At 34.3% G+C, this 21,288-nt stretch carries 21 protein-coding genes; 12 read left to right on the top strand and 9 right to left on the bottom strand.

The genetic code is table 11. The annotated features are described in order from the left end of the window. Nucleotides 1–1,175: 1,175 nt before the first annotated feature. The 12 genes from thrS to D0817_RS18060 all read left to right on the top strand — a co-directional run bounded on the left by thrS (nucleotide 1,176) and on the right by D0817_RS18060 (nucleotide 12,209). Nucleotides 1,176–3,122 (top strand): threonine--tRNA ligase, encoded by a 1,947-nt coding sequence (gene thrS / locus D0817_RS18005; protein ID WP_127339762.1) that lies wholly within the window; start codon nucleotides 1,176–1,178, stop codon nucleotides 3,120–3,122. Nucleotides 3,123–3,144: 22 nt separating this feature from the next. Beyond that, nucleotides 3,145–3,696 carry a translation initiation factor IF-3 gene (gene infC, locus D0817_RS18010; protein ID WP_081491471.1) on the top strand — a complete coding sequence of 184 codons (552 nt, stop codon included), beginning with the start codon at nucleotides 3,145–3,147 and terminating at the stop codon, nucleotides 3,694–3,696. Between the two features lie 133 nt (nucleotides 3,697–3,829). Further along, a complete protein-coding gene (gene rpmI, locus D0817_RS18015) occupies nucleotides 3,830–4,027 on the top strand; it encodes a 50S ribosomal protein L35 (protein ID WP_007810722.1) in 198 nt (65 codons plus the stop codon). A 102-nt stretch (nucleotides 4,028–4,129) separates the two neighbouring features. After that, nucleotides 4,130–4,474 (top strand): 50S ribosomal protein L20, encoded by a 345-nt coding sequence (gene rplT, locus D0817_RS18020; RefSeq protein WP_007810721.1) that lies wholly within the window; start codon nucleotides 4,130–4,132, stop codon nucleotides 4,472–4,474. Nucleotides 4,475–4,590: 116 nt separating this feature from the next. Beyond that, nucleotides 4,591–5,406, top strand: a complete 816-nt coding sequence (locus tag D0817_RS18025) for a hypothetical protein (RefSeq protein ID WP_127339763.1) — start codon at nucleotides 4,591–4,593, stop codon at nucleotides 5,404–5,406. Between the two features lie 151 nt (nucleotides 5,407–5,557). Further along, complete coding sequence (locus D0817_RS18030) at nucleotides 5,558–6,130, top strand: Crp/Fnr family transcriptional regulator (protein ID WP_127339764.1); 573 nt, start codon at nucleotides 5,558–5,560, stop codon at nucleotides 6,128–6,130. A 78-nt stretch (nucleotides 6,131–6,208) separates the two neighbouring features. After that, on the top strand, nucleotides 6,209–6,643 hold the full coding sequence (locus D0817_RS18035) for a carboxymuconolactone decarboxylase family protein (RefSeq protein ID WP_127339765.1): 435 nt from the start codon (nucleotides 6,209–6,211) through the stop codon (nucleotides 6,641–6,643). Between the two features lie 419 nt (nucleotides 6,644–7,062). Next, nucleotides 7,063–8,535 carry a tetratricopeptide repeat-containing sensor histidine kinase gene (locus D0817_RS18040; protein WP_238160905.1) on the top strand — a complete coding sequence of 491 codons (1,473 nt, stop codon included), beginning with the start codon at nucleotides 7,063–7,065 and terminating at the stop codon, nucleotides 8,533–8,535. Then, entirely contained in the window at nucleotides 8,535–10,307 is a 1,773-nt protein-coding gene (locus D0817_RS18045) for a tetratricopeptide repeat-containing sensor histidine kinase (protein ID WP_127339767.1), read from the top strand. Before D0817_RS18040 ends, D0817_RS18045 begins: the two co-directional genes overlap by 1 nt. Nucleotides 10,308–10,320: 13 nt before the next feature. Then, entirely contained in the window at nucleotides 10,321–10,989 is a 669-nt protein-coding gene (locus tag D0817_RS18050; protein ID WP_127339768.1) for a DUF5932 domain-containing protein, read from the top strand. A gap of 78 nt (nucleotides 10,990–11,067) precedes the next feature. Then, nucleotides 11,068–11,322, top strand: coding sequence for a hypothetical protein (locus D0817_RS18055; protein ID WP_127339769.1), 255 nt, complete (start codon nucleotides 11,068–11,070; stop codon nucleotides 11,320–11,322). A gap of 83 nt (nucleotides 11,323–11,405) precedes the next feature. After that, on the top strand, nucleotides 11,406–12,209 hold the full coding sequence (locus D0817_RS18060) for an endonuclease/exonuclease/phosphatase family protein (RefSeq protein ID WP_127339770.1): 804 nt from the start codon (nucleotides 11,406–11,408) through the stop codon (nucleotides 12,207–12,209). A 1-nt stretch (nucleotide 12,210) separates the two neighbouring features. Here D0817_RS18060 and D0817_RS18065 read toward each other — a convergent pair whose 3' ends face one another. The 9 genes from D0817_RS18065 to D0817_RS18105 form a co-directional block, all read right to left on the bottom strand. Next, entirely contained in the window at nucleotides 12,211–13,470 is a 1,260-nt protein-coding gene (locus D0817_RS18065; RefSeq protein WP_127339771.1) for an asparagine synthetase B, read from the bottom strand. A gap of 318 nt (nucleotides 13,471–13,788) precedes the next feature. Further along, the gene (locus D0817_RS18070; protein WP_127339772.1) at nucleotides 13,789–14,454 is read right to left on the bottom strand and encodes a response regulator transcription factor; all 666 of its coding nucleotides are present in this window, start codon (nucleotides 14,452–14,454) and stop codon (nucleotides 13,789–13,791) included. Nucleotides 14,455–14,567: 113 nt separating this feature from the next. Beyond that, a complete protein-coding gene (locus D0817_RS18075; protein WP_127339773.1) occupies nucleotides 14,568–15,359 on the bottom strand; it encodes a sensor histidine kinase in 792 nt (263 codons plus the stop codon). Nucleotides 15,360–15,418: 59 nt separating this feature from the next. Continuing rightward, entirely contained in the window at nucleotides 15,419–15,868 is a 450-nt protein-coding gene (locus D0817_RS18080; RefSeq protein ID WP_127339774.1) for a hypothetical protein, read from the bottom strand. Between the two features lie 182 nt (nucleotides 15,869–16,050). Beyond that, the gene (locus tag D0817_RS18085; protein ID WP_127339775.1) at nucleotides 16,051–16,434 is read right to left on the bottom strand and encodes a hypothetical protein; all 384 of its coding nucleotides are present in this window, start codon (nucleotides 16,432–16,434) and stop codon (nucleotides 16,051–16,053) included. 134 nt (nucleotides 16,435–16,568) lie between these two features. Then, entirely contained in the window at nucleotides 16,569–18,113 is a 1,545-nt protein-coding gene (dnaB, locus tag D0817_RS18090; protein WP_127339776.1) for a replicative DNA helicase, read from the bottom strand. 140 nt (nucleotides 18,114–18,253) lie between these two features. Then, on the bottom strand, nucleotides 18,254–19,207 hold the full coding sequence (locus D0817_RS18095) for an acetyl-CoA carboxylase carboxyltransferase subunit alpha (RefSeq protein WP_127339777.1): 954 nt from the start codon (nucleotides 19,205–19,207) through the stop codon (nucleotides 18,254–18,256). 112 nt (nucleotides 19,208–19,319) lie between these two features. Next, nucleotides 19,320–20,207 carry a DMT family transporter gene (locus D0817_RS18100; protein ID WP_127339778.1) on the bottom strand — a complete coding sequence of 296 codons (888 nt, stop codon included), beginning with the start codon at nucleotides 20,205–20,207 and terminating at the stop codon, nucleotides 19,320–19,322. After that, nucleotides 20,194–21,282: an LptF/LptG family permease gene (locus D0817_RS18105; RefSeq protein WP_127339779.1), complete on the bottom strand. Its 1,089-nt coding sequence runs from the start codon at nucleotides 21,280–21,282 to the stop codon at nucleotides 20,194–20,196. The genes D0817_RS18100 and D0817_RS18105 overlap by 14 nt, the downstream gene beginning before the upstream one ends. Nucleotides 21,283–21,288: the final 6 nt, after the last annotated feature.

Genomic DNA, 21,288 nt, shown 5'->3' on the forward strand with positions numbered 1-21,288 from the left:
TTTCTTTTTCTTTCGCTTGTTTCTCAAAGCGGGTGCAAAACTACAACTTCTTTTTTAATTAGCAAGAACTTTTTAAAGAATTTTTGAAACTTTTTTTTCGTTTCTTTTCTCTGTTTATTCCTACCAATCTCTCAATGAACTTCCCATGTTTTGCGGGGTGCAAATGTAACATCCGTTTTCAAATCTCACAAGCTTTTTCGAATCTTTTTTTGAAAATAAATTTTCAGCTTTATTCAAATGCCTGTCAGTATTTCCGAGAACGTTAGTCGCTGTTGCGGGTGCAAAAGTAGGGAGTTTATTTACATCTGCAAGCCTTTTTATTATATAATTTCAACCTTTTTCAAAACTTTTTCTTAACTCGCTGATAACACACTTTTTACAAATGCAGCTTTTTTTGGTTTTGTGGGAAATTTCAGGGTGTCATTGCGCTTTTCTTATTTTAAGCTTTTAACCAGGTGCCATTTTTAGGGACTTTATATCTTAAAGGGTGTTTTTTATTCCTTTATACAGCCTTTAAGTTTTGGCCTTTCTTTGGCTTTAGGTCGCTTTTCCTGTTTTTCTTGCAATGGGACTTCAGAGATATAATATCTCTTGGCTCAAAGGCGCCAAGTTTTTTTCTTTCCTTATAAAGGTACCCAAACAAATCCGACAGGTTTTGAAAACCTGTCGGGTTGCAGAAACGAAATCATTTTGCTTTTGGGTTTCTTGTTTAAATTCAGTTCACGCAAAGGCGCAAGGGCGCAAAGTTTTTTCTTTGTACTTATATAGAACGTAAATTTCTTCCGAAAACTACTGCCCTAGCCCCGATGGAAGTGGAAATCCTTTTGCTTTTTGTTCTCAAAAAGCAAAAGATTGGAACGGACAGCGGGACATAGCTTCATATTAAATTCCAAATTTTTAAATTCCAAATTCCAAAGGCTTCGGCTGTGCTTAGCCGGACAGGATAATTATCTTAGACCTATAAAAAATAAACCCGGCAGGTTTGGAAAACTGTCGGGTGTAGAACGAAATCATTCCTTATATATTAGGAGAGCTTTAACCCTACTTACATTAGGACAAGACGGGTTACATTATGACAAACCATATTCTTCTTACATATTATAATATAAACATGTAGATATGTATTGTATGTATTTTTGTAATGCGTTATATTTGCATTCACAAAATTATAAACAATGATTAAGATTACTTTACCCGACGGGTCAATTAGGGAGTTTGCTTCAGGCGTAACTCCGATGGAGGTTGCAAAAAGCATTAGCGAAGGATTTGCCAGAAACGTGATTTCTGCGTCTTTTAATGGTACAACAATTGAAACCGAAACCCCATTGACGACCGACGGTAGTCTTATATTATATACCTGGAATGATGCAGAAGGAAAAAAAGCTTTCTGGCATTCGACTTCACACGTTATGGCGCAAGCGCTCGAGGAATTGTATCCCGGAATTAAATTAACTCTTGGGCCTGCAATTTCAAACGGTTTTTATTATGATGTTGATTTTGAAGATCAGAAGATTGTTGAAGCTGATTTTAAAAAGATTGAGGATCGTGTTCTTGAAATTTCAAGAGAGAAACATGAATTTAAAATGCGTCCGGTTAGCAAAGCTGATGCTTTAGCAATGTATAAGGATAACGTTTACAAAACCGAACTGATTTCGAATCTTGAAGACGGTACTATTACATTTTGCGATCATGCTACTTTTACTGATTTATGCAGAGGCGGACATATTCCGAATACCGGTATCATCAAGGCTTTTAAGATTATGAGTGTGGCCGGTGCTTACTGGAGAGGTGATGAGAAAAACAAACAGCTGACTCGTGTTTACGGAACTTCTTTCCCTAAACAAAAAGACTTAACTGAATATCTTGAACTTCTTGAAGAAGCAAAACGTCGTGACCACCGTAAACTTGGAAAAGAACTGGAATTGTTTGCTTTCTCTCAGAAAGTGGGACAGGGTTTACCTTTATGGTTACCTAAAGGCGCCGCTCTTAGAGATCGCCTGGAACAATTTTTAAAGAAAGCCCAGAAAAAAGCAGGATACGAACAAGTCGTTACTCCACATATTGGACAAAAAGAACTATATGTAACTTCTGGTCACTATGCAAAATACGGTGCTGATAGTTTTCAGCCAATCAATACTCCGGCTGAAGGGGAAGAGTTTTTATTGAAACCTATGAACTGCCCTCACCACTGTGAGATTTACAATGTAAGACCATGGTCGTATAAAGATTTACCTAAGCGTTATGCTGAATTTGGTACTGTATACCGATATGAGCAATCCGGAGAATTACATGGTTTAACCCGTGTTAGAGGTTTTACTCAGGATGATGCGCATATTTTTTGTACTCCGGAACAATTAGACGAAGAGTTCAAAAAAGTAATTGACTTAGTACTATACGTATTCGGATCATTAGGTTTTGAAAACTTTACCGCTCAAATTTCATTGAGAGATAAAGAAAACAGAGACAAATATATTGGTACAGACGAGAATTGGGAGAAAGCTGAAAATGCAATTATCAATGCTGCTGCCGATAAAGGACTGAATACCGTTGTAGAATATGGTGAAGCGGCATTTTACGGTCCGAAGCTTGACTTTATGGTCAAAGATGCCTTAGGCAGACAATGGCAATTAGGTACAATTCAGGTGGATTACAACCTTCCTGAGCGTTTTGAACTGACTTATAAAGGTGCTGATAACGAATTACACAGACCTGTAATGATTCACAGAGCCCCATTTGGATCTATGGAACGTTTTATCGCAATTTTACTGGAACACACTGCAGGAAATTTCCCACTTTGGCTAATGCCTGAACAGGCTATTATCTTGTCTTTGAGCGAGAAATATGAAATATATGCTAAAAAAGTTTTAGATTTGCTAGAAAATCACGAAATTCGCGCCCTAATTGACAACAGAAGCGAGACAATTGGTAAGAAAATCAGAGATGCAGAGATGCAGAAGATACCGTTTATGCTTATTGTAGGTGAGGAAGAAGAGAAAAACGGAACAATTTCAATTCGTCGTCATGGTCAGGAAGGAAAAGGGAATATTACAGTTACAATTGATGAATTTGTCGCTATTGTAAACGAAGAAATAAAAAAGACATTAAAAGTTTTTACAGTTTAACTTAAATTATAAAGTCATAGCAATAAGAAGCAACAGAGGTTACCAACCTCGAGTAGAAAAAAAAGACGCACACAGAATAAATAACCTTATTCGTGGTGTGCAAGAAGTGAGACTAGTAGGTGAAAACATCGAACCAGGTGTATTTAAACTTGCAGAGGCTTTACGTTTAGCGGATCAATTTGAATTGGATTTGGTTGAAATTTCACCAAATGCTGAGCCGCCGGTTTGTAAAATCATGGATTACAAGAAATTTGTTTACGAACAAAAGAAACGTGATAAGGTATTAAAAGCTAAGTCTACACAAGTTGTAGTAAAAGAAATCAGATTTGGTCCTCAAACGGATGAGCATGATTACGAATTTAAAAGAAAGAATGCTGAAAAGTTCCTGAAAGAAGGTGCTAAACTAAAAGCATTCGTTTTCTTTAAAGGACGTTCGATCATCTATAAAGATCAGGGTCAGATTTTATTACTACGTTTGGCAACGGATTTAGAAGAGCATGGTAAAGTAGAAGCTATGCCTGTTTTAGAAGGAAAGAGAATGATTATGTTCATTGCTCCGAAGAAGAAAAAATAAGTATTTGCTGTAAGCAATATGCAATAAGCTTTAAGCAAGTAGTTGATTTGAACTTTTGCCTAAAGCATAAAGCCTAGAGCTTAAAGCTTTTGAAGATATAAGTAAGTAAGAATAAATTAAAACACTAGGAAAAATGCCTAAAATGAAAACAAAATCTAGCGCCAAGAAACGTTTCAAAGTTACTGGTTCTGGAAAGATTAAAAGAAAGCATGCTTTTAAAAGTCACATCTTGACTAAAAAATCTAAAAAACGTAAATTAGCTTTGACACACTCAGCGCTAGTTCACTCTACAGATATGAAAAGCATCAAACAACAATTAAGAATTATCTAATAATTCTTTAGGTTAAAAATCATTTAAATATAACCTTGGAGTATGGCCATTAAGTTCCTTTGATTTAATTCAGGACGCCTGCTACAAAAACACATTAAAATTATGCCAAGATCGGTAAATTCAGTTGCTAAAAGAGCAAGAAGAAAAAAAATAATGAAGCAAGCCAAAGGTTTCTTTGGTAGACGTAAAAACGTTTGGACAGTTGCTAAGAATGCAGTAGAGAAAGCAATGTGCTACGCTTACCGCGATAGAAAACAAAACAAAAGAAATTTCCGTGCTTTATGGATTCAACGTATCAACGCCGGAGCCAGATTAGAAGGAATGTCTTATTCTCAATTCATGGGTAAAGTTAAAGCTAACGGAATCGAATTGAACCGTAAAGTTCTTGCAGATTTAGCTATGAACCACCCTGAAGCTTTCAAAGCAATACTTAATAAAGTAAAATAAACGTTTTATAAACTCAATTTAGATTACTTACTTATCATAGAAAACCCAGTCAAACGACTGGGTTTTTGTTTATACAGAATCACCATTTAAATTAATCAGTTAAAGATAGCTTCGTGATGAAAAATTTGCTAATTCTATTATTTACAATACACAGCTTGTCTACCATCGCGCAAGTAAATAATCTTGACAAAAATACTATCAATAGCATAATTGGTGTAATTGACAAGCGAGATGTCAATTGTAAATCTGAAATTGAAAGAGCAAAAATGGATTTTAAATTTCAAGAAATCTTTTATTATATTGAACCCGAAGGATATCTTGACAGCGATTCTAAAAGACACCATCCTTATTTAAATACATTACTTAAAAAAAGAGGAATTGAATTTTGCGAATCTCCTGAAACAGAATTTGCATTATACTATATAGGAGATGATGTAGAAAGTTATCCCGCAATAACCAACTGCTACTATAAGGCCTCTAATGAATTATTAAATCTAAAGTACGGTCGCAACTTTACAAAAGACATTGAAAAAACAGCTGACAGTATGTATGTAATGAGCAGAATAGATAATCCTTTTCAATATCCTGCCGGAGTCGACCACTATTGTATAGTATATCCAAAAACCAAAGATTTTCTAGATCAAAAACTTCAGATACAGCAAGATTTTTTCTCAACCTTTAAGTATCCAATTGGTTTTATTTATAGTACTGACAAAAAGAATTTCATGGCTAGGACAAAATTTACAATTCAGAGAGATAACACAATTTGTAATATTGAAATCGACCTAGAATTTAAAAATTCTGAAAATCAAAAATTTTATAATTATCTGGTTAACCAACTTACTGCATTTATAAAAAATGCAAACTGGAACGCAGCTGTTTCTTCTGAAATTAAAGTAAATAGCATCTTTACAGTTAATTTTTATAATTAAAATCAGGATTATTATTTAAAGTATAATAAACGTTTTTACAAACTCAATTCAAATAATTAAACATTATAGAAAGCTATAAATACAGTCTCTATATGTATCTCTTTTACAAATTGTATTTTAAAAGTACATTTGTAGTAAATCACAAAATCAAATGCACGACGCTCTTCTTCAACATATCGAAAAATTCATCAGCTTAGAACCTTCGGAGATCGATACGTTAGAATCATGCTTACAACTTTCTAAAGTAAAAAAGAAAGAACATGTATTGCAGGAAGGACAAACGTGCAACACGCTCTATTTTATCGTTAAGGGCTGTATGAGGCAGTATATCATTAATTCAAAAGGAACGGAGCAGACCCTTCAATTTGGCATAGAAAACTGGTGGATTACAGACTATTTAAGCTATCACAACCACACCCCTTCTCACTTCTACATTCAGGCTGTAGAAAACTGTGAAGTTATTGCTATTGAAAAACCAACTCTTGAATCCATTTTTATTGAGATTCCAAAGCTGGAGCGTTACTTTAGGGTTGTTTCACAGAAATCTTTCGGGGCAGCTCAAATGCGAATCAAGTTTTTGTTTACCATGTCTGCAGAAGAAAGATACCATCATATCAATAACCTTTTCCCTGAATTTGTACAACGCGTTCCTCAATACATGCTTGCCTCCTATTTAGACTTTTCGGCGGAGTTTATGAGTAAAATCAGAGCGGGGAAAGTCTAACCGAGTTTCTTGAAGTAGTTCAAGTTTTAAAAAGCAGATATAAATGAACTTTGTATCAAACTTTAAAAAACAAGTAAAATGAAACCAAGAATTGTTATCCCGAAAATAGCCCCTGAAGCTTATCAGGCCATGTTAAGTTTAGAAAAATACATTGCTACAACATCCTTAAATCCTGTACACAAGGAACTCATCAAAATCAGGGCATCGCAAGTCAATGGATGTGCATACTGTATTAACATGCACACTGCAGATGCCCGAAAATTAGGTGTATCTGAGCAACGCGTTTATCTGCTAAGTGCATGGCGCGAATCTGATGTTTATACAGAAGAAGAAAAAGCAATTTTAGCCCTGACAGAAGAAGTGACCTTAATAAGCCATCATGTTTCGGAAGAAACCTATGAGAATGCAGCAAAATATTTTGATGAAAAATCACTTGCAGAAATCATTATGATGATCATTACCATCAACGCCTGGAACCGAATTGGAATTGCTACCGGTATGAGAGCTGTATAGTTTTAAAGATAAATTTTACAAAAAAAACACAAATGCAAACCCTCGTCTTCGAGGGTTTATTCGTATGTGCCTGTATATGAGAATCTGATCGTTTTAATTTTAAAGAATATTCAAAATACCGTATTTATACGTGTTGCCAATTTATAGAATTTTCTATTTTTGGCGCAATGATACCACAAAAAATACTAGTTTACCTTTACATATTTTTTATTCTCCTCGTCTTTTCTTCGTGTCAAAAGAAAGGTATCTTCATTCCAAAAGAAACAAAAAGCAAAACCGAAGTCCGAAAACTTATCACAACTGCTGATCATTTTAATACTGCGAAACAATTTGACAGTGCTTTTTACTATTACAATAAAGCAAAAATAAACTGCAACCCGGGAAATAACACTGACGACTATGTTTACTGCATATGGAATATGGCAGAAATACAACAAAATCAGGATGACTTTATCGGGAGCGAGAACACAGTGAAAGAAGCTTTACCATTCTTAAGCAGTACAAAAAACTCAATTTATAAGTGGAATATTCATACCATTTCCGGCAATAATTACATCAATCTTTACAATTACGATTGTGCCTTTTATTCTTTTAATAAGACATTGCATCTAAAAACGGATGAGACCAGAAAACTAAAGGCAAAAAGTAATATTGCGTCTGTCCTCATCAAACAGAGAAAATACAATGAGGCTTTAGACATATTACTCTCTTTAAGCCTAAACAGGATCATTCAACACCATCCTGAATACTACTCTAAAATACTTGATAAAATTGGTTTTTGTTATTTTAAACTGGAAGATAAGGACGCACTCTCCTACTACACCAAAAGTTTAGCTATAAAATCTAAGTTGAAAAATGATTCTGAATTGGGTAAAACGTATTATTATCTTGCCGAATATTATCAAAAAGTCAATCCGGCTTTGTCACTAAAATATGCTAATCTGAGTTACGAAAAATATACAATTACAAATTGTATTGACAATAGATTAAGGACTCTGGCCCTGCTTATAAAAAATAGTCCTGACAGCGAATTAAAAAGAAATTCAATGACTTATGTGGCGTTGACAGACAGTGTTTTTGAAATAAAACAAAAGGCAAAAAATCTATTTGCAAGAATTAAATATGATTCGAAAAAAGAAAAAGAGGAAAACTTAAAATTAAAATCTCAAAAAATTAAAAATGAACTGCAGTTAGCAAGACAGGAAACCCGAAATATTATCTCTTACATCATAATTATACTGGCCTTAGTCTTTATAATCATTCTCTATTTTTATCTAAATTCCAAATCTAAACGCGAAAAATTAAAAGCAACTTATCATAGTGAGACAAGCATCTCGAAAAAATTACATGATGAACTTGCCAATGACGTTTACCACGCCATGGTTTTTGCAGAAAACACAGACCTTTCAAAACCTGAAAACAAAAAACAGTTATTGGATAATCTGGATACTATTTATTCCCGAAGCGGTGATATCTCAAAGGAAAAATACCCAATAAGCACCGACAAGGATTATTTAATTGCACTGAAACAAATGATTTCGGGATTCTATACCTCAAATATTAACGTATTACTCAATGGTTTGGATACCATTGTGTGGAATGAAATCGAAAAAACACAGAAAATAACCATTTACAGAACTGTACAGGAACTACTGGTAAACATGAAAAAACACAGTAAAGCAACTTTAGTTGTTATTACTTTCCAGGAAAACAACAACAATATATCAATTGATTATACTGATAATGGTCAGGGTATTGACCTCAAAAAAATTGTAGTGAAGAATGGACTCCATAACGTAGAAAACCGAATCTCTGCCGTAAAGGGAAGTATTGCTATTGAATCAAATCCGGAAAAAGGTTTTAAAGTCTTTATTAAATTTCCTTTAGTGTAATGAAAAAAAATACAAATTCTTTTCTAAAAAAAATATCGAGCAGGTACTTTTTAGTCAAAATAGCGATATTTCTATTGGTAATTTCTTCTGTTCATTCCTGCAAAAGAGAAAATCGTATTCCATACAAAGAAAAAGATTACACCACTGAGATTACAAAATTTATCGATTCGGGAGATGTTTTCTTTGATACTAATAAAAGAGACAGTGCTTTTTATTATTTCAATAAAGCCCTCTCTCTCACTGAACCGACAAAAAAACCGGATGAATACGTTTATTCTTTAGCCTGTATGGCCGAAATGCTGCAGCTTGAAGGTGACTATATCAAAAGTGAATATCTGCTGACTAAGACCATGCCCTATTTAAACAAAACAACAAGACCGCGATATAAATGGTATGTATATACCGTTATGGCTAAAAATTATCACAATACTTATGATTTAAAAAATGCCGTTTTGTATCATAAAATGGCATTGAAACACACTCTTTCTATTTTAAAAAAGAATCAGACACTCAGCAATATAGCAGGTGTTTACACGGACCAGGAAAAATATGATGAAGCTATAAAAATATATTTGCCCCTGGTTCAAAAAAACTATGTTGACAAAAATAATTTAGATTTCAGCAAAAGAAATCATGCCATAGAGTTGAATAATCTCGGATATTGCTATTATAGAACGAATAACCCGAAAGCCTTACAATGTTTTAATGAAAGCTTAAAAATTAATCTTCAGATAAAGGATCAGGAAGGAGTGATGTTCAATCACAGATTTATTTCGCTTTATTACTTAAAAAACAATCCCATACTTGCCACGCAACATGCTAAACTAGCTTATGAAATCTCCAGAAAAGATAAATTCCCAACAAAGAGCATCAGTTTTTTAAGCGTATTGGTAAAATGCAGCACCGGTAGCGATTTGAAAAAATATGTTCTCGAATACATCCATCTTACTGACAGCATCAAAGAAGTCAGGCTGAAAGCAAAAAATCAATTTGCCCAGATTAAATATAATTCAAAACTGGACAAGGCAGAGAACTTGCAGCTAAAAACATTACAGGCAGAAAACGAATTGCAATTAGAACGCCAGAAAAACCGAAATATAATCTCTTATATAATTATTTTCTGCATCCTCGTATTAATATCATTCTTGTTTTTTCATTTCCGCATCAAAGGAAAAAGAGAAAAGAATGAAGCTATTTACAACAGTGAAATACGAATTTCGGAGAAACTAAAAAAAGAACTTTCCAATACTATTTATGACACTATTTCATTTGCAAAAATTGAAGATCTCGAAAAAACGGAAAATAAAGAGCAATTATTAAACAATTTAGAAGTTGTATATTCCCGTACCAGAAATATCTCAAAAGAGAACAGTCCTATTTTAACAGACGAAAATTATGTTGTGGTGCTAAAAGAAATGATATCCGGTTTTAAAACGCCGAATGTAAACATCTTGCTAAATGGTCTGGATACAATTGCCTGGAACGATGTGGATAAGAACAAGAAAATAATTCTTTACAGAGTGATTCAGGAGCTGTTTGCCAATATGAAAGCACATAGTGAGGCTACTCTGGCGAGTATTACTTTTAAAATAAATAATAAAATTTTATCCGTAAATTACAGTGATAATGGGGTTGGGATTACAAAAAATACATTTATTTTAAAAAATGGACTACAAAATGTGGAAAGCCGTATAAAAACTATCAATGGAACTATTAATTTTGGCACTTATTCCCCAAGTGGATTTAAATTAAGTTTTACTTTTTCTATATAAAAAAAACAGTAGTATGTTCAAAAAGGTTTTAGTTGCAGAAGATTTAGACAGCATAAGCATCGGAATTGTTCAGGTTCTTGAAGATCTGAATATTCCTGTAATCGATCACGTAAAATATTGTGATGATGCATTATTAAAAATAAAAAAGGGAATGACCGAAAAAAGCCCTTACGATCTAATAATAAGCGATCTGTCATTCAAATCTGATCACAGAAAAACAACACTTTCTTCGGGAGAAGAACTTATAGTGGCCGTAAATGAAGCACAACCCTCCATAAAAAAAATTATATTTTCAATAGAAGACAAATCCTATCGCATTAAATCTCTCTTTAATGACTTAAAAATTAATGCCTATGTTTCTAAAGGACGAAATAGTATTGATGAATTGAAAACTGCCGTGGAACGTACTTTTAAAAATGAGGAGAAAATACTGTCTTCGGATTTATCCTTCAGTTTTAATGACAAAGCCTTAATTGAAATTGAATCCTATGACATCTCCATCTTAAATCTTCTGGCTAAAGGGTATACGCTGGAAAATATTTCAAACGAATTTAAGGCTACTTCAATAATGCCGAATGGTACAAGCAGTATTGAGAAAAGAATCAATAAACTCAAAATATATTTTAAAGCCAATAACAATGTTCATTTAATTGCTATTGCCAAGGACTTTGGATTGATTTAGTTTTAATTCCGTTACGGTTTCCCGTAAGGAAATCTGCTTTTATAGCTTTAAATTTGTGTAGAATCTATTAAAACACTGATGAAACCAAAATCCATAATTAATTTAGAGAACAATAAAAGCCGGAAAATCATCTCCAGAATTAACACGTCTAAAAATAAAATTGTAATCAAAGCGATGTTACTCTGTCTTTTTCTTTCCATCAGCTTTGCTTTCATATCTGAAAAAACAGGATGGATCGAAGTCGACTGGAATATTATTTTTATCCCGACATTACTGGTTTTGCAAATAATCATTATAACTACTGCCTTAAAAAACAGATATAAAAAACACTAAAAACACGGGCTTTAAAAACCATTGATTCTTAAAATGGAAGTCAAAAATTTTGAAATGCTTATATTTGATCCTTTAAATATTGCATGAAAAATATCCTAAGTCTTTTTATCCTATTCTTCACTTTTCAGTCTTTTTCTCAGGTAAAGGTCTTGTCCTGGAACATAGAAAACTTTGGGAAATCAAAAAATGAAGCCCAGTTGAATTTCATCGCCGGCATTCTCCTCGAATATGACATTATTACCATTCAGGAAGTCGTAGCAGGTTATGGCGGTGCTCAGGCAGTTGGAAACCTTGTTGGAATTTTGAACAAAAAAGGTGCTAAATGGGATTATCGTGTAAGTGATCCGACCAGCGGCAGCAGCTATAAAAAAGAGCGATATGCCTTTATATGGAAAACCAATAAAGCACGCATAAAGGGAAATGCCTGGCTGGAAAAAAAATATAGCCTCGAAATTGATCGCGAACCTTATTTTGCCAGTTTTGAAGTGGATAAAAAAACATTTACGCTGGTGACTTTCCATGCAATTACAAAAAGCAAGCAGCCCGAAACAGAAATAAAGTATTTTAAATATCTCCCGCAGGAATATCCGAATCTAAATTTAATTTTTATCGGGGACTACAATTGCCCTCAATCGCATACTGTTTTTAATCCGTTGAAAAAAATGGGTTATGCTCCTGTTTTTCAAAATCAAAAAACGACTTTAAAACAAAAATGTATCGGTGAAAATTGTTTAGCCTCAGAATTTGACAATATCTTTTACAGAGCAAGTTCTTTATCGTTGGTCAATTCGGGAATAAATCCATTCTATAAAAAATTTGCCTCCTTAAAAGAAGCACGCCAAATATCGGATCACATTCCGATCTGGTTTGAATTTTCAGTTAAATAAATTATGTTTTAAGTTTTTTCTTTCTTGCAGCAGGGAACAAAACATTATTTAATATTAACCTGTAACCCGGAGAATTTGGATGTAAATCCAAAACGGTTGGAGGATCTCCTACCTGATGCTGAAAATCTTCCGGATCATGGCCTCCGAAAAAGGTAAACATTCCTTTTCCTTTTTCTCCATGAATGTACCTGGACTCGCCATTAAGTTCACAAACTCCCATAACCAAGACATTGGATTTTATTAATGCCGAATCGAAAGAGGTTGTCTGTCCCATGAACCCTTTTACCAGTTGGGTGTGATTTTGGCATAACATACTTGGAATAGGATCCCATTTTGCAGAAAATTCCATTAGGGAAAAATAGTCTTTCTCCATCTGAATTTTTCGTTTGGAAGTCATATCAATATCTGAAAACTCATATACTTCCGGTTTTCTTTCCAGGGTAAAGTTTTTAAACGCAAATGAATTTGAATAATTTAATTTGGACTGATAATTGGATTCACTTGCATCACCGTCAAACATGGCTTCACAAATATCCACTCCATCAGCAGCGAGTGCAATATCAAAACTATCTGTTGCGGAACACATGGCAAACATAAATCCTCCTCCTACAACAAAATCCCTGATTTTTTTGGCAACTGCCCCCTTCTCCTGCGCTACTTTGGCATACCCTAACTTCGCAGCCAGTGCTTCGGAATCCTTTTTTTGGTCAATATACCAGGGTGTATTTTTATAAGCAGCATAAAATTTACCGTACTGACCCGTAAAATCTTCATGATGCAAATGCAGCCAGTCGTAAAGCAGTAATTGATCACTTAGAACTTCTTCATCATAAATGGGTGTAAAAGGTATTTCGGCATAAGTTAAAACCAGCGTTACGGCATCATCCCAGGGTTGTTTTCCTTTTGGTGTATAAACGGCAATTTTGGGTGCTTTTTCAAGAACCACGGATTCCATATTTTGGGAAGGACTGGAAATATCACTTAAAATGGAGGCTTCCTCGCTATCCGAAATTATTTCAAAACTAACGCCCCTGATTTTACATTCCTTTCTAATCTCCTCTGCATCCGGCAATAAAAAGGAACCTCCTCTGTAATTGAGCAGCCAGCTGGCTTTATAATCTTTACTTAAGCACCAATAGGTAATTCCATAGGCTTTGAGATGATTCTGTTGTGTAGTTTCATCCATTGGCACTAATATAAATGAGGCTTTGGCAGTTAATGACAGTAGAAATATGAAAATATAAATGAATCCTTTATGCATCAGAAAATTATTTTAGTAAAGATATAAAGGAAGGATTAAAAAACACAATTGCACAGTTGTTTTATTGAAGCCGGATTAATAAAATCAGAAAAGGACTAAAAAAAATGCAAAAACACGTAAAAACACCTGTAATCTGACGTTACTTTCTTACTAAATTTGTAACAAATAACCAATTTTATATAAATCAATGAAAAATCTAACCATGAAGTCCAATGAACCAAAGGGATTAAAAATATTACAAAAAATAGGTATTTGCGTACTTGTCCTGACAATAATCGTGTATTATGTTTTATCCATTCAATTTTTAGCAAGCTAAACTTAAATTGTCAAAACGGCTATTTCATTCTGAATTGCATAAACTACTAATCCGGCAATATTCCTGGACTCCGTTTTTAGCAATAAATTATTACGGTGTCCTTCGACAGTCCTTGGACTTAAAAAAAGCTGATCCGCAATTTCAGAGGTAGTTTTTTGCTGGCAAATAAGCTGAAGAATTTCTATTTCACGTGGTGACAGAAACCCGGTTTCTAAGTTACACTTATTATTTTTTGAGGAAATGATGGTGTCCTGGATTGTTTTTAAAACAGTCTGACTGTAGTAAAACCCTTTTCGGGATACCTCATTAATGGTGTGAATTAAATCTTTTGGAGTGGTATTTTTTATGAGATAAGCAACAGCTCCAACCTGAATCATATTGGCAACGAACGATTTTGTATCGTAACTTGTTAAAGCTATTATTTTTATGTCCGGATAAATTTTCCGGATAATTTTTGTGGCTTCAACTCCATTGAGAACAGGCATTTTCAAATCCATGATAATAATATCCGGTTTTATTTCATTGTCATCCAAGCGGGAAATGAGTTCTTCTCCGTTGGAAGCTTCAAAAATAATTTCGATATTTTCTTCTCTTTGCAGTAAAAAAGAAATTCCTTTCCGAAATAAAATTTCGTCATCAACTAAAGCAATTTTAATAGCACCGCTCATTTTTATTTGGTTTTGGTCGTTTAGTTCTGCCGAAATTACAAAATATGCTTTGAAAAAAAAGAAAAATACCTTTGTTTATTAGTAAAAATTTGACTTTTGTCTTAAATTCTACTTTAAAAAGTAAACATTACAGCAATACCATTGCCTGATTGTGAATTTATTTGGATTGTTCCGTCCAGAAAAGATACACGGCTGTCAATATTTTTCAGACCGAGGCCTTTTTGATTTTCCAATTCTTCCATATCAAAACCTACTCCGTTATCTTCATAATTACAGGTTTTAATCTGATTATCATTCCTGAAGGCAATCCAGATTTCGTTGGCTTTCCCGTGTCTCATGGAATTGTTCATTAATTCCTGCAGGATTCTGAAAACATGCAGATGGCGATCGATATCCTTGTCATCAAAATCAATTTCATTTTTATAATATACCTTTACCGCTTTTGAACTTTCGAACTCTTCACACAGCTCTTCAACAGCAGCATTAAGTCCAAATTTCTCAAAAACGGGTGGTAATAAGTTATGTGCAATTTTTCTGGAATTCTCTAAAGCCTTTGTTGTAAGATTGATGATATTCTCTGTAATTTCAAAAGTTTCTTTCTCAGTAAGGTTAGGAGCCGTTAATAAGTGACTGTTTAAGGACACAATATTCAGTTTAGAACTGATGTCATCATGTAAATCCTGAGCAATACGTTTTCGTTCTTCTTCCTGGGTTACAATAATGGCATGTAACTGTTCTTTTTGATATTGTAATACCAAATCTTTCTTTTCCAGTTCTTTCTGAATGATTTTTTTTCTTGAAAAATAGAAAAATATGACCAGGGCGATAGCCGTAACCATAAAAAAAAGCGATGTGTATAATATTATAGCAACAATCTCTTTCTCAGGAATTGAATTCATACTCATATTGACCTATTTATTTCATTTTGACAACGGAACCAATTAGACATACCAACCCATTAAAATTAAGAAATCGTCTTTTTATAAAAGCTTTTTTTCCATTCGTACAAAACAAATAACTGATTTACCAAAACTAAAACAGCATTTAATGTCCAGCTTAAAAACTTCAGATTTTCGCTTAATCCGATTGTTAGGTTGCCCACTAAAAACAAAATTGTACTTGCCAGTAAATAAATGATGATTCCAATTGTGATATAATAGTACACTTTTTTGTCTGTAAGCATATCGTACAAATGCAAAAGCGCAAAAAACACCACCAATAAAGAGGTGATAGTGATTTCTAATAAGTTAAACTTAAAAAACATACTTGGATCAAAAAGGTATTGAACTGCTAAAACCACTAATCCGGCGGAAGTTCCGGCTAGGATTATTTTCTTTTTCAAAACATCTTTCACCAGTAAAAAATAGAATATTGCCAGTATTATTAACTGCCCGACAAAGTAAAAATGAGACATAAAAAGATTTACTTTTTTACAGTAAAGCAAAATGACGCAAACAAGCTGTACAGCAACTAATAAAGCAAGATAACCCGTAAAAATCTTATAGGCTTTTCCAAATTTGGAAAAGCCTATAAGGTATAAAATAAGGTTAAGTATTAAAAAAAAATAACCTGTATTTGCAATTAATTGATACATTTTTAAGGATTCATAGGACTTGAAGGATCACCATTTGGAGGACAAGGCTGGGTCATATTATAAACAACACCACCACCGTCAGCTTCACCACCTTTGGCTGCAACTCCTGTTTTGAATACATCTTTGTAGATACCAGTTTCAGCATCTAATTTTGTACCCACAAACATTAAAACCTGTTGTCCTGCATTGTTAATTCCTTTGTAAGCACGTACCGCATCGATATCCTGGTCCAGTACTTGTTTCAAAGTTTCTAATGGAATTAGATAGGCGTCTACTTTGTTTTTACCATCTTCTTCAAGACCAGGTGATCTCCTGTATTTTTCAGCCCATACTTTACCTTCAGTCAAAGGAATTTCAACACTTCCTAAATTCTCATTTTCTAACATAATATAATTTTGTTTTTGGTTACAAGTTAACATGCAATTATTTCAGTAACTGCATTGCTAAACTACAGAATTATATTAAGAAAATTCACAATAAGACATAAAAAAAAAGCCTTAAAATAAGGCTTTACATTTTCTTAAAACGGAACATCACTATCGTCATCATCATCGTTTAGGTTACTTCCAAAGGCTTCATTTGCCGAAGGGAGATTTTTGGTTATAAACGGATTCTCGTCATGATTCATCTTCGAAGGCAAATCGTCATAATTACCTGAAAAATCATCCAGGTTATCGAATTTTCCAAGATGTCCAATAAATTTCAACCGGACATTTTCGATACCACCATTACGGTGTTTGGCGATCATTATCTCTGCCTGGCCTGTGGTTGGTGAAGCTTCATCATCATCCCATTCGTCAATTTTGTAGTATTCCGGTCGGTATAAAAACGAAACAATATCAGCATCCTGCTCAATCGCCCCGGATTCACGAAGATCCGATAGTAACGGACGTTTACTGGAACCACGTGTTTCAACGGCACGCGATAACTGTGAAAGTGCAATTACCGGAACGTTTAGCTCTTTTGCCAGAGCCTTTAAATTTCGGGAAATTGTAGAAATCTCCTGCTCACGATTTCCTCCTCCTTTACTGTTTCCTCCGGCAGTCATCAATTGCAAATAATCGACAATGATGATTTTAATCCCGTGCTGGGAAACCAGACGACGGCATTTTGCTCTTAAATCAAAAATAGAAAGCGAAGGTGTATCATCAATAAACAAAGGCGCTTTTTCTAAGTTTTTAACTTTGGTACTCAGCATCTCCCATTCATGGGGTTCTAATTTACCCGTACGTAATTTCTCTGACGACAAACCTGTTTCTGATGAAATTAACCTTGTGATTAACTGAACGGAGGCCATCTCCAAAGAGAACAATGCCACCGGATGCCCAAAATCAATCGCCATATTTCTGGCCATCGAAAGTACAAAGGCGGTTTTTCCCATCGCCGGTCTCGCTGCAATAATAATTAAATCACTCGGCTGCCATCCGGAAGTCAGCTTATCTAAATTCGTAAAACCGGTTTCAACACCACTCAGACCTTCTTGTTTTGCAATTTCTTCAATACGTTTTTTGGCCTGAAGTACTAAACTCTGAGCCGTTTCGGAACTACGTTTGATATTTCCCTGTGTTACTTCATATAGTTTTGATTCGGCTTTATCCAGCAAATCAAATACGTCTGTTGTTTCATCATAGGAGTCTTCGATAATTTCAGTTGAAATACGGATCAAACTTCTCTGAATAAACTTTTGAAGAATAATACGGGAGTGAAATTCGATATGTGCAGATGACGCTATTTTTTGTGTAAGCTGAATTAAATAAAAATCACCACCAGCCAGTTCTAATTTTCCATTTTTTTTAAGCTGGGTCGAAACGGTTAACAAGTCAATTGGCTGCGTTTCGGTAAAAAGCTGGACGATTGCTTCAAAAATAAATTTGTGCGCATCTTTATAAAAAGCATCGGCCTGCAAAATATCAATTACATCATCTACCCCTTTTTTATCAATCATCATTGCCCCAAGTACAGCTTCTTCTAAATCAAGCACTTGAGGAGGTAATTTCCCTCTTTCTAAATTAATAATTGTGGTTTTATCTACCTTTACAGGATTTATGTTTTTGAAATTTTCCATATAGCGAAAGTAGCAAAATTTAAAAAAATAATGCTATCGAGTTATAACTATTAATTGTTTATAAATATGTTTTTTTTGTTCATAACCAAAAAAAAATCCGAAACGGTAAGGCTTCGGACTTTTAAATAATTTGTAAGAATTTACTCTTTATACTCGCCCATTTTACTATATTTGTCCATTCTCTGGGCAATTAAATCAGCTGTTGATAAGTCTTTCAATTCGTTATAACCTTTGGTAATATATTCCGCTACCGTTTTAAAAGTAGTTTCGCGATCATAGTGCGCCCCACCTAGTGGTTCCGGAATTACATCATCTACTAGTTTTTGTCTTTTCATGTCAGATGATGTCAGTTTTAAAGCATCAGCTGCACGTTCTTTGTATTCCCAGCTTTTCCATAAAATAGAAGAACAGGATTCCGGTGAAATTACTGAGTACCAGGTGTTTTCCAACATGTATACTTTATCTCCTACACCTATTCCTAAAGCTCCTCCTGAAGCACCTTCACCCACAATAATGGTAATGATTGGCACTTTTAAACGAACCATTTCGAAAATATTTCTGGCAATAGCTTCTCCCTGTCCTCTTTCTTCAGCTTCAAGACCAGGATAAGCACCCGGGGTATCGACTAAAGTTAAAACCGGAATACCGAATTTCTCTGCCATTTTCATCAAACGCAACGCTTTACGGTATCCTTCAGGATTGGCCATACCGAAATTACGGTATTGACGTGTTTTCGTATTATATCCTTTTTGCTGACCTACAATCATAAAAGATTGCCCGTTTACTTTTCCTAAACCACCAACCATGGCTTTATCGTCTTTAAAACCTCTGTCTCCATGAAGTTCTAAAAAAGTGTCACCACAAATAGCCCTGATATAGTCTAAAGTATAAGGCCTGTTCGGATGTCTGGACAATTGTACCCGTTGCCAGGCCGTTAGGTTTTTGTATATATCTTTCTTAGTTTGTTCTAATTTCTTGTTGATTTCCTTACAAGTTGGCGTAACATCAACGTCAGATTCTTTTCCAATTATAACACACTTTTGTAACTGTTCTTCAAGTTCTTTTATTGGAAGCTCAAAATCTAAATATTCCATGGATTTTTGAATTTTGTTTGTAAATCGAACCGCAAATATAAAAATATTATATCATTGGCAGAATTAAATGTTGTTTAATATATAAAAATGCAATTTAAAAATAAGGTAAATATTACACTTTTTTCTTATTTTGATAATGTTTAAAAACGCCGTTTAGAATAACTGTGATGACAATTATTACCGCACCGATGTAAAATTCCGTACTCATTTTTTCTTTTCCTCCCAGAATGAAATACGCCAGTATAATCCCGTAAACAGGCTCTAAATTAGTGGTTAGCATCACTGTATAAGGTGTTAAACGCTGCATTACTTTTACAGAAGCCGTAAAAGCATAGGCCGTACAAACTGACGCCAGCACCAACAGCAAACCCCAGTTATTCAAAGACATTGAAAAGAAATCTGCCTTAAATTTTCCCTGAAATAAAAAATAAACAGAAATAAAGAAAACCCCGGCCCCAAACTCATAAAAAGTAATTACCGATGGCTCGTGGTCTGCTATTAATTTTCCATTCATCAGTGTAAACAATACGCCCAGAATAATAGACGCCAATGCAAAATAAACGCCTTGCAGGTATTTAATTTCCACTTGCAGGATCAATCCTAAGCCTCCGATGATGATAAGTCCGAAGAAAACCTCGTACCACAGGATTTTTCGTCCGTAAAATATGGGCTCCAGCAAAGAAGCAAAAAATGCTCCCAGCGAAAAGATGGACAGTGTGATCGAAACATTGGAAATATGAATGGCTTTAAAAAAGAAAATCCAGTGTAAAGCAATCAGAAGTCCGACAAAAATAAGCTTGAAAAATTCTTTCACGGGAACCTTAAAAGATTGTTTTTTATAAACAATAAAAATCCCCAGAAAAATTCCGGCAAGAAACATTCTGTACCACACCAGATTTTCAGCATCGATGGTAATTAAAGCGCCCAAAATGGCTGTAAAACCCCAGATAAAAACAATTAAATGAAGGTTTAAATAACTTTTTAAATTATCGTTTCGCATTGCGTAAGAGGTAAACGGCCAGAATTCCAAAAACAATATTCGGGAACCATACCGCTAATAAAGGTGAGAAAGTAGATTTTTCGGCAAGAGTACCAAATATTTTATCAAAAAACACAAAAGAAAAGGCAATTGCGATTCCGATCGCCAGATTTGTCCCCATACCGCCACGACGTTTCATTGCAGAAACGGCAACGGCAATAATAGTCAGGATAAAAGCAGAAACCGGAACACTGTATTTTTTGTACAGTACCACCAAATAGGTATTAATATTCCCGGAACCTCTTTTTCTTTCTTTTTCAATAAATTTATAAAGTTTCCCTAAACTTAAAGTTTCAGCAATATAAACCACAGGAGTTAAATCTTCTAACTCAAATTTAAAGGCCATATTTTTTTCAGGAACCTTTTCAATTACGTCATTTAAGTCATTGACTGTTCTTTTGGTATAATCGTAAAGGACATAGATTTTTTTCTTCGGATCCCATTTGATACGGCTTGCGGTAATTTTATATTTCAGCACATCCTTTTCAAAATGTTCTAAGGAGAAATTAAAAGCTGTTTTGGATTCTTCATTAAAACTATTCACAAAGATAAAATCGTTGTCATTAATCTGTCTGTACACATTGGTGTTTTCACCCCGCATCAGCTGTTTTCCGTTTCCTTTCAGATACGTATACCTAAAATTATTAAACCCTTCACTGGCCGCAGGAACGATAAAAAATCCCATTAATAACACAAAAACTGAAATGATACTGGCCCCGATAATATAAGGTCTCAAAAATCGTGTGAATGAAATCCCGGAACTCAGAATCGCAATAATCTCTGTGTTATTGGCGAGTTTTGAAGTAAACCAGATTACCGATAAAAACAAAAATATCGGAAATAGGGAGTTCGCAAAATAAATGGTAAAGTTATAATAGTAGATCGCGATATCCATAAAAGGAATCTTGTTCTCCAACATCTTATTCACCTTTTCAGAAACGTCGATTACAATTCCGATCGGAATAAATAACATGATCATCACCGAAAAAGTGGCTAAATATCTTTTTAATATATACTTATCTATTATTGTTAACATAGATTT

This window comes from Flavobacterium cupreum (assembly GCF_003996965.1).
GTDB lineage: Bacteria > Bacteroidota > Bacteroidia > Flavobacteriales > Flavobacteriaceae > Flavobacterium > Flavobacterium cupreum.

What these genes read in the sequence shown, in the direction of transcription:
- D0817_RS18105 (WP_127339779.1), bottom strand. Translation starts at nt 21,282, where the DNA reads ATGTTAACAATAATAGATAAGTATATATTAAAAAGATATTTAGCCACT.
- D0817_RS18095 (WP_127339777.1), bottom strand. Translation starts at nt 19,207, where the DNA reads ATGGAATATTTAGATTTTGAGCTTCCAATAAAAGAACTTGAAGAACAG.
- D0817_RS18030 (WP_127339764.1), top strand. Translation starts at nt 5,558, where the DNA reads ATGCACGACGCTCTTCTTCAACATATCGAAAAATTCATCAGCTTAGAA.
- dnaB (WP_127339776.1), bottom strand. Translation starts at nt 18,113, where the DNA reads ATGGAAAATTTCAAAAACATAAATCCTGTAAAGGTAGATAAAACCACA.
- D0817_RS18040 (WP_238160905.1), top strand. Translation starts at nt 7,063, where the DNA reads ATGGCAGAAATACAACAAAATCAGGATGACTTTATCGGGAGCGAGAAC.
- D0817_RS18025 (WP_127339763.1), top strand. Translation starts at nt 4,591, where the DNA reads ATGAAAAATTTGCTAATTCTATTATTTACAATACACAGCTTGTCTACC.
- D0817_RS18075 (WP_127339773.1), bottom strand. Translation starts at nt 15,359, where the DNA reads ATGAGTATGAATTCAATTCCTGAGAAAGAGATTGTTGCTATAATATTA.
- D0817_RS18050 (WP_127339768.1), top strand. Translation starts at nt 10,321, where the DNA reads ATGTTCAAAAAGGTTTTAGTTGCAGAAGATTTAGACAGCATAAGCATC.
- D0817_RS18085 (WP_127339775.1), bottom strand. Translation starts at nt 16,434, where the DNA reads ATGTTAGAAAATGAGAATTTAGGAAGTGTTGAAATTCCTTTGACTGAA.
- D0817_RS18070 (WP_127339772.1), bottom strand. Translation starts at nt 14,454, where the DNA reads ATGAGCGGTGCTATTAAAATTGCTTTAGTTGATGACGAAATTTTATTT.
- D0817_RS18100 (WP_127339778.1), bottom strand. Translation starts at nt 20,207, where the DNA reads ATGCGAAACGATAATTTAAAAAGTTATTTAAACCTTCATTTAATTGTT.
- D0817_RS18060 (WP_127339770.1), top strand. Translation starts at nt 11,406, where the DNA reads ATGAAAAATATCCTAAGTCTTTTTATCCTATTCTTCACTTTTCAGTCT.
- D0817_RS18045 (WP_127339767.1), top strand. Translation starts at nt 8,535, where the DNA reads ATGAAAAAAAATACAAATTCTTTTCTAAAAAAAATATCGAGCAGGTAC.
- rpmI (WP_007810722.1), top strand. Translation starts at nt 3,830, where the DNA reads ATGCCTAAAATGAAAACAAAATCTAGCGCCAAGAAACGTTTCAAAGTT.
- D0817_RS18055 (WP_127339769.1), top strand. Translation starts at nt 11,068, where the DNA reads ATGAAACCAAAATCCATAATTAATTTAGAGAACAATAAAAGCCGGAAA.
- D0817_RS18065 (WP_127339771.1), bottom strand. Translation starts at nt 13,470, where the DNA reads ATGCATAAAGGATTCATTTATATTTTCATATTTCTACTGTCATTAACT.
- thrS (WP_127339762.1), top strand. Translation starts at nt 1,176, where the DNA reads ATGATTAAGATTACTTTACCCGACGGGTCAATTAGGGAGTTTGCTTCA.
- rplT (WP_007810721.1), top strand. Translation starts at nt 4,130, where the DNA reads ATGCCAAGATCGGTAAATTCAGTTGCTAAAAGAGCAAGAAGAAAAAAA.
- D0817_RS18035 (WP_127339765.1), top strand. Translation starts at nt 6,209, where the DNA reads ATGAAACCAAGAATTGTTATCCCGAAAATAGCCCCTGAAGCTTATCAG.
- D0817_RS18080 (WP_127339774.1), bottom strand. Translation starts at nt 15,868, where the DNA reads ATGTCTCATTTTTACTTTGTCGGGCAGTTAATAATACTGGCAATATTC.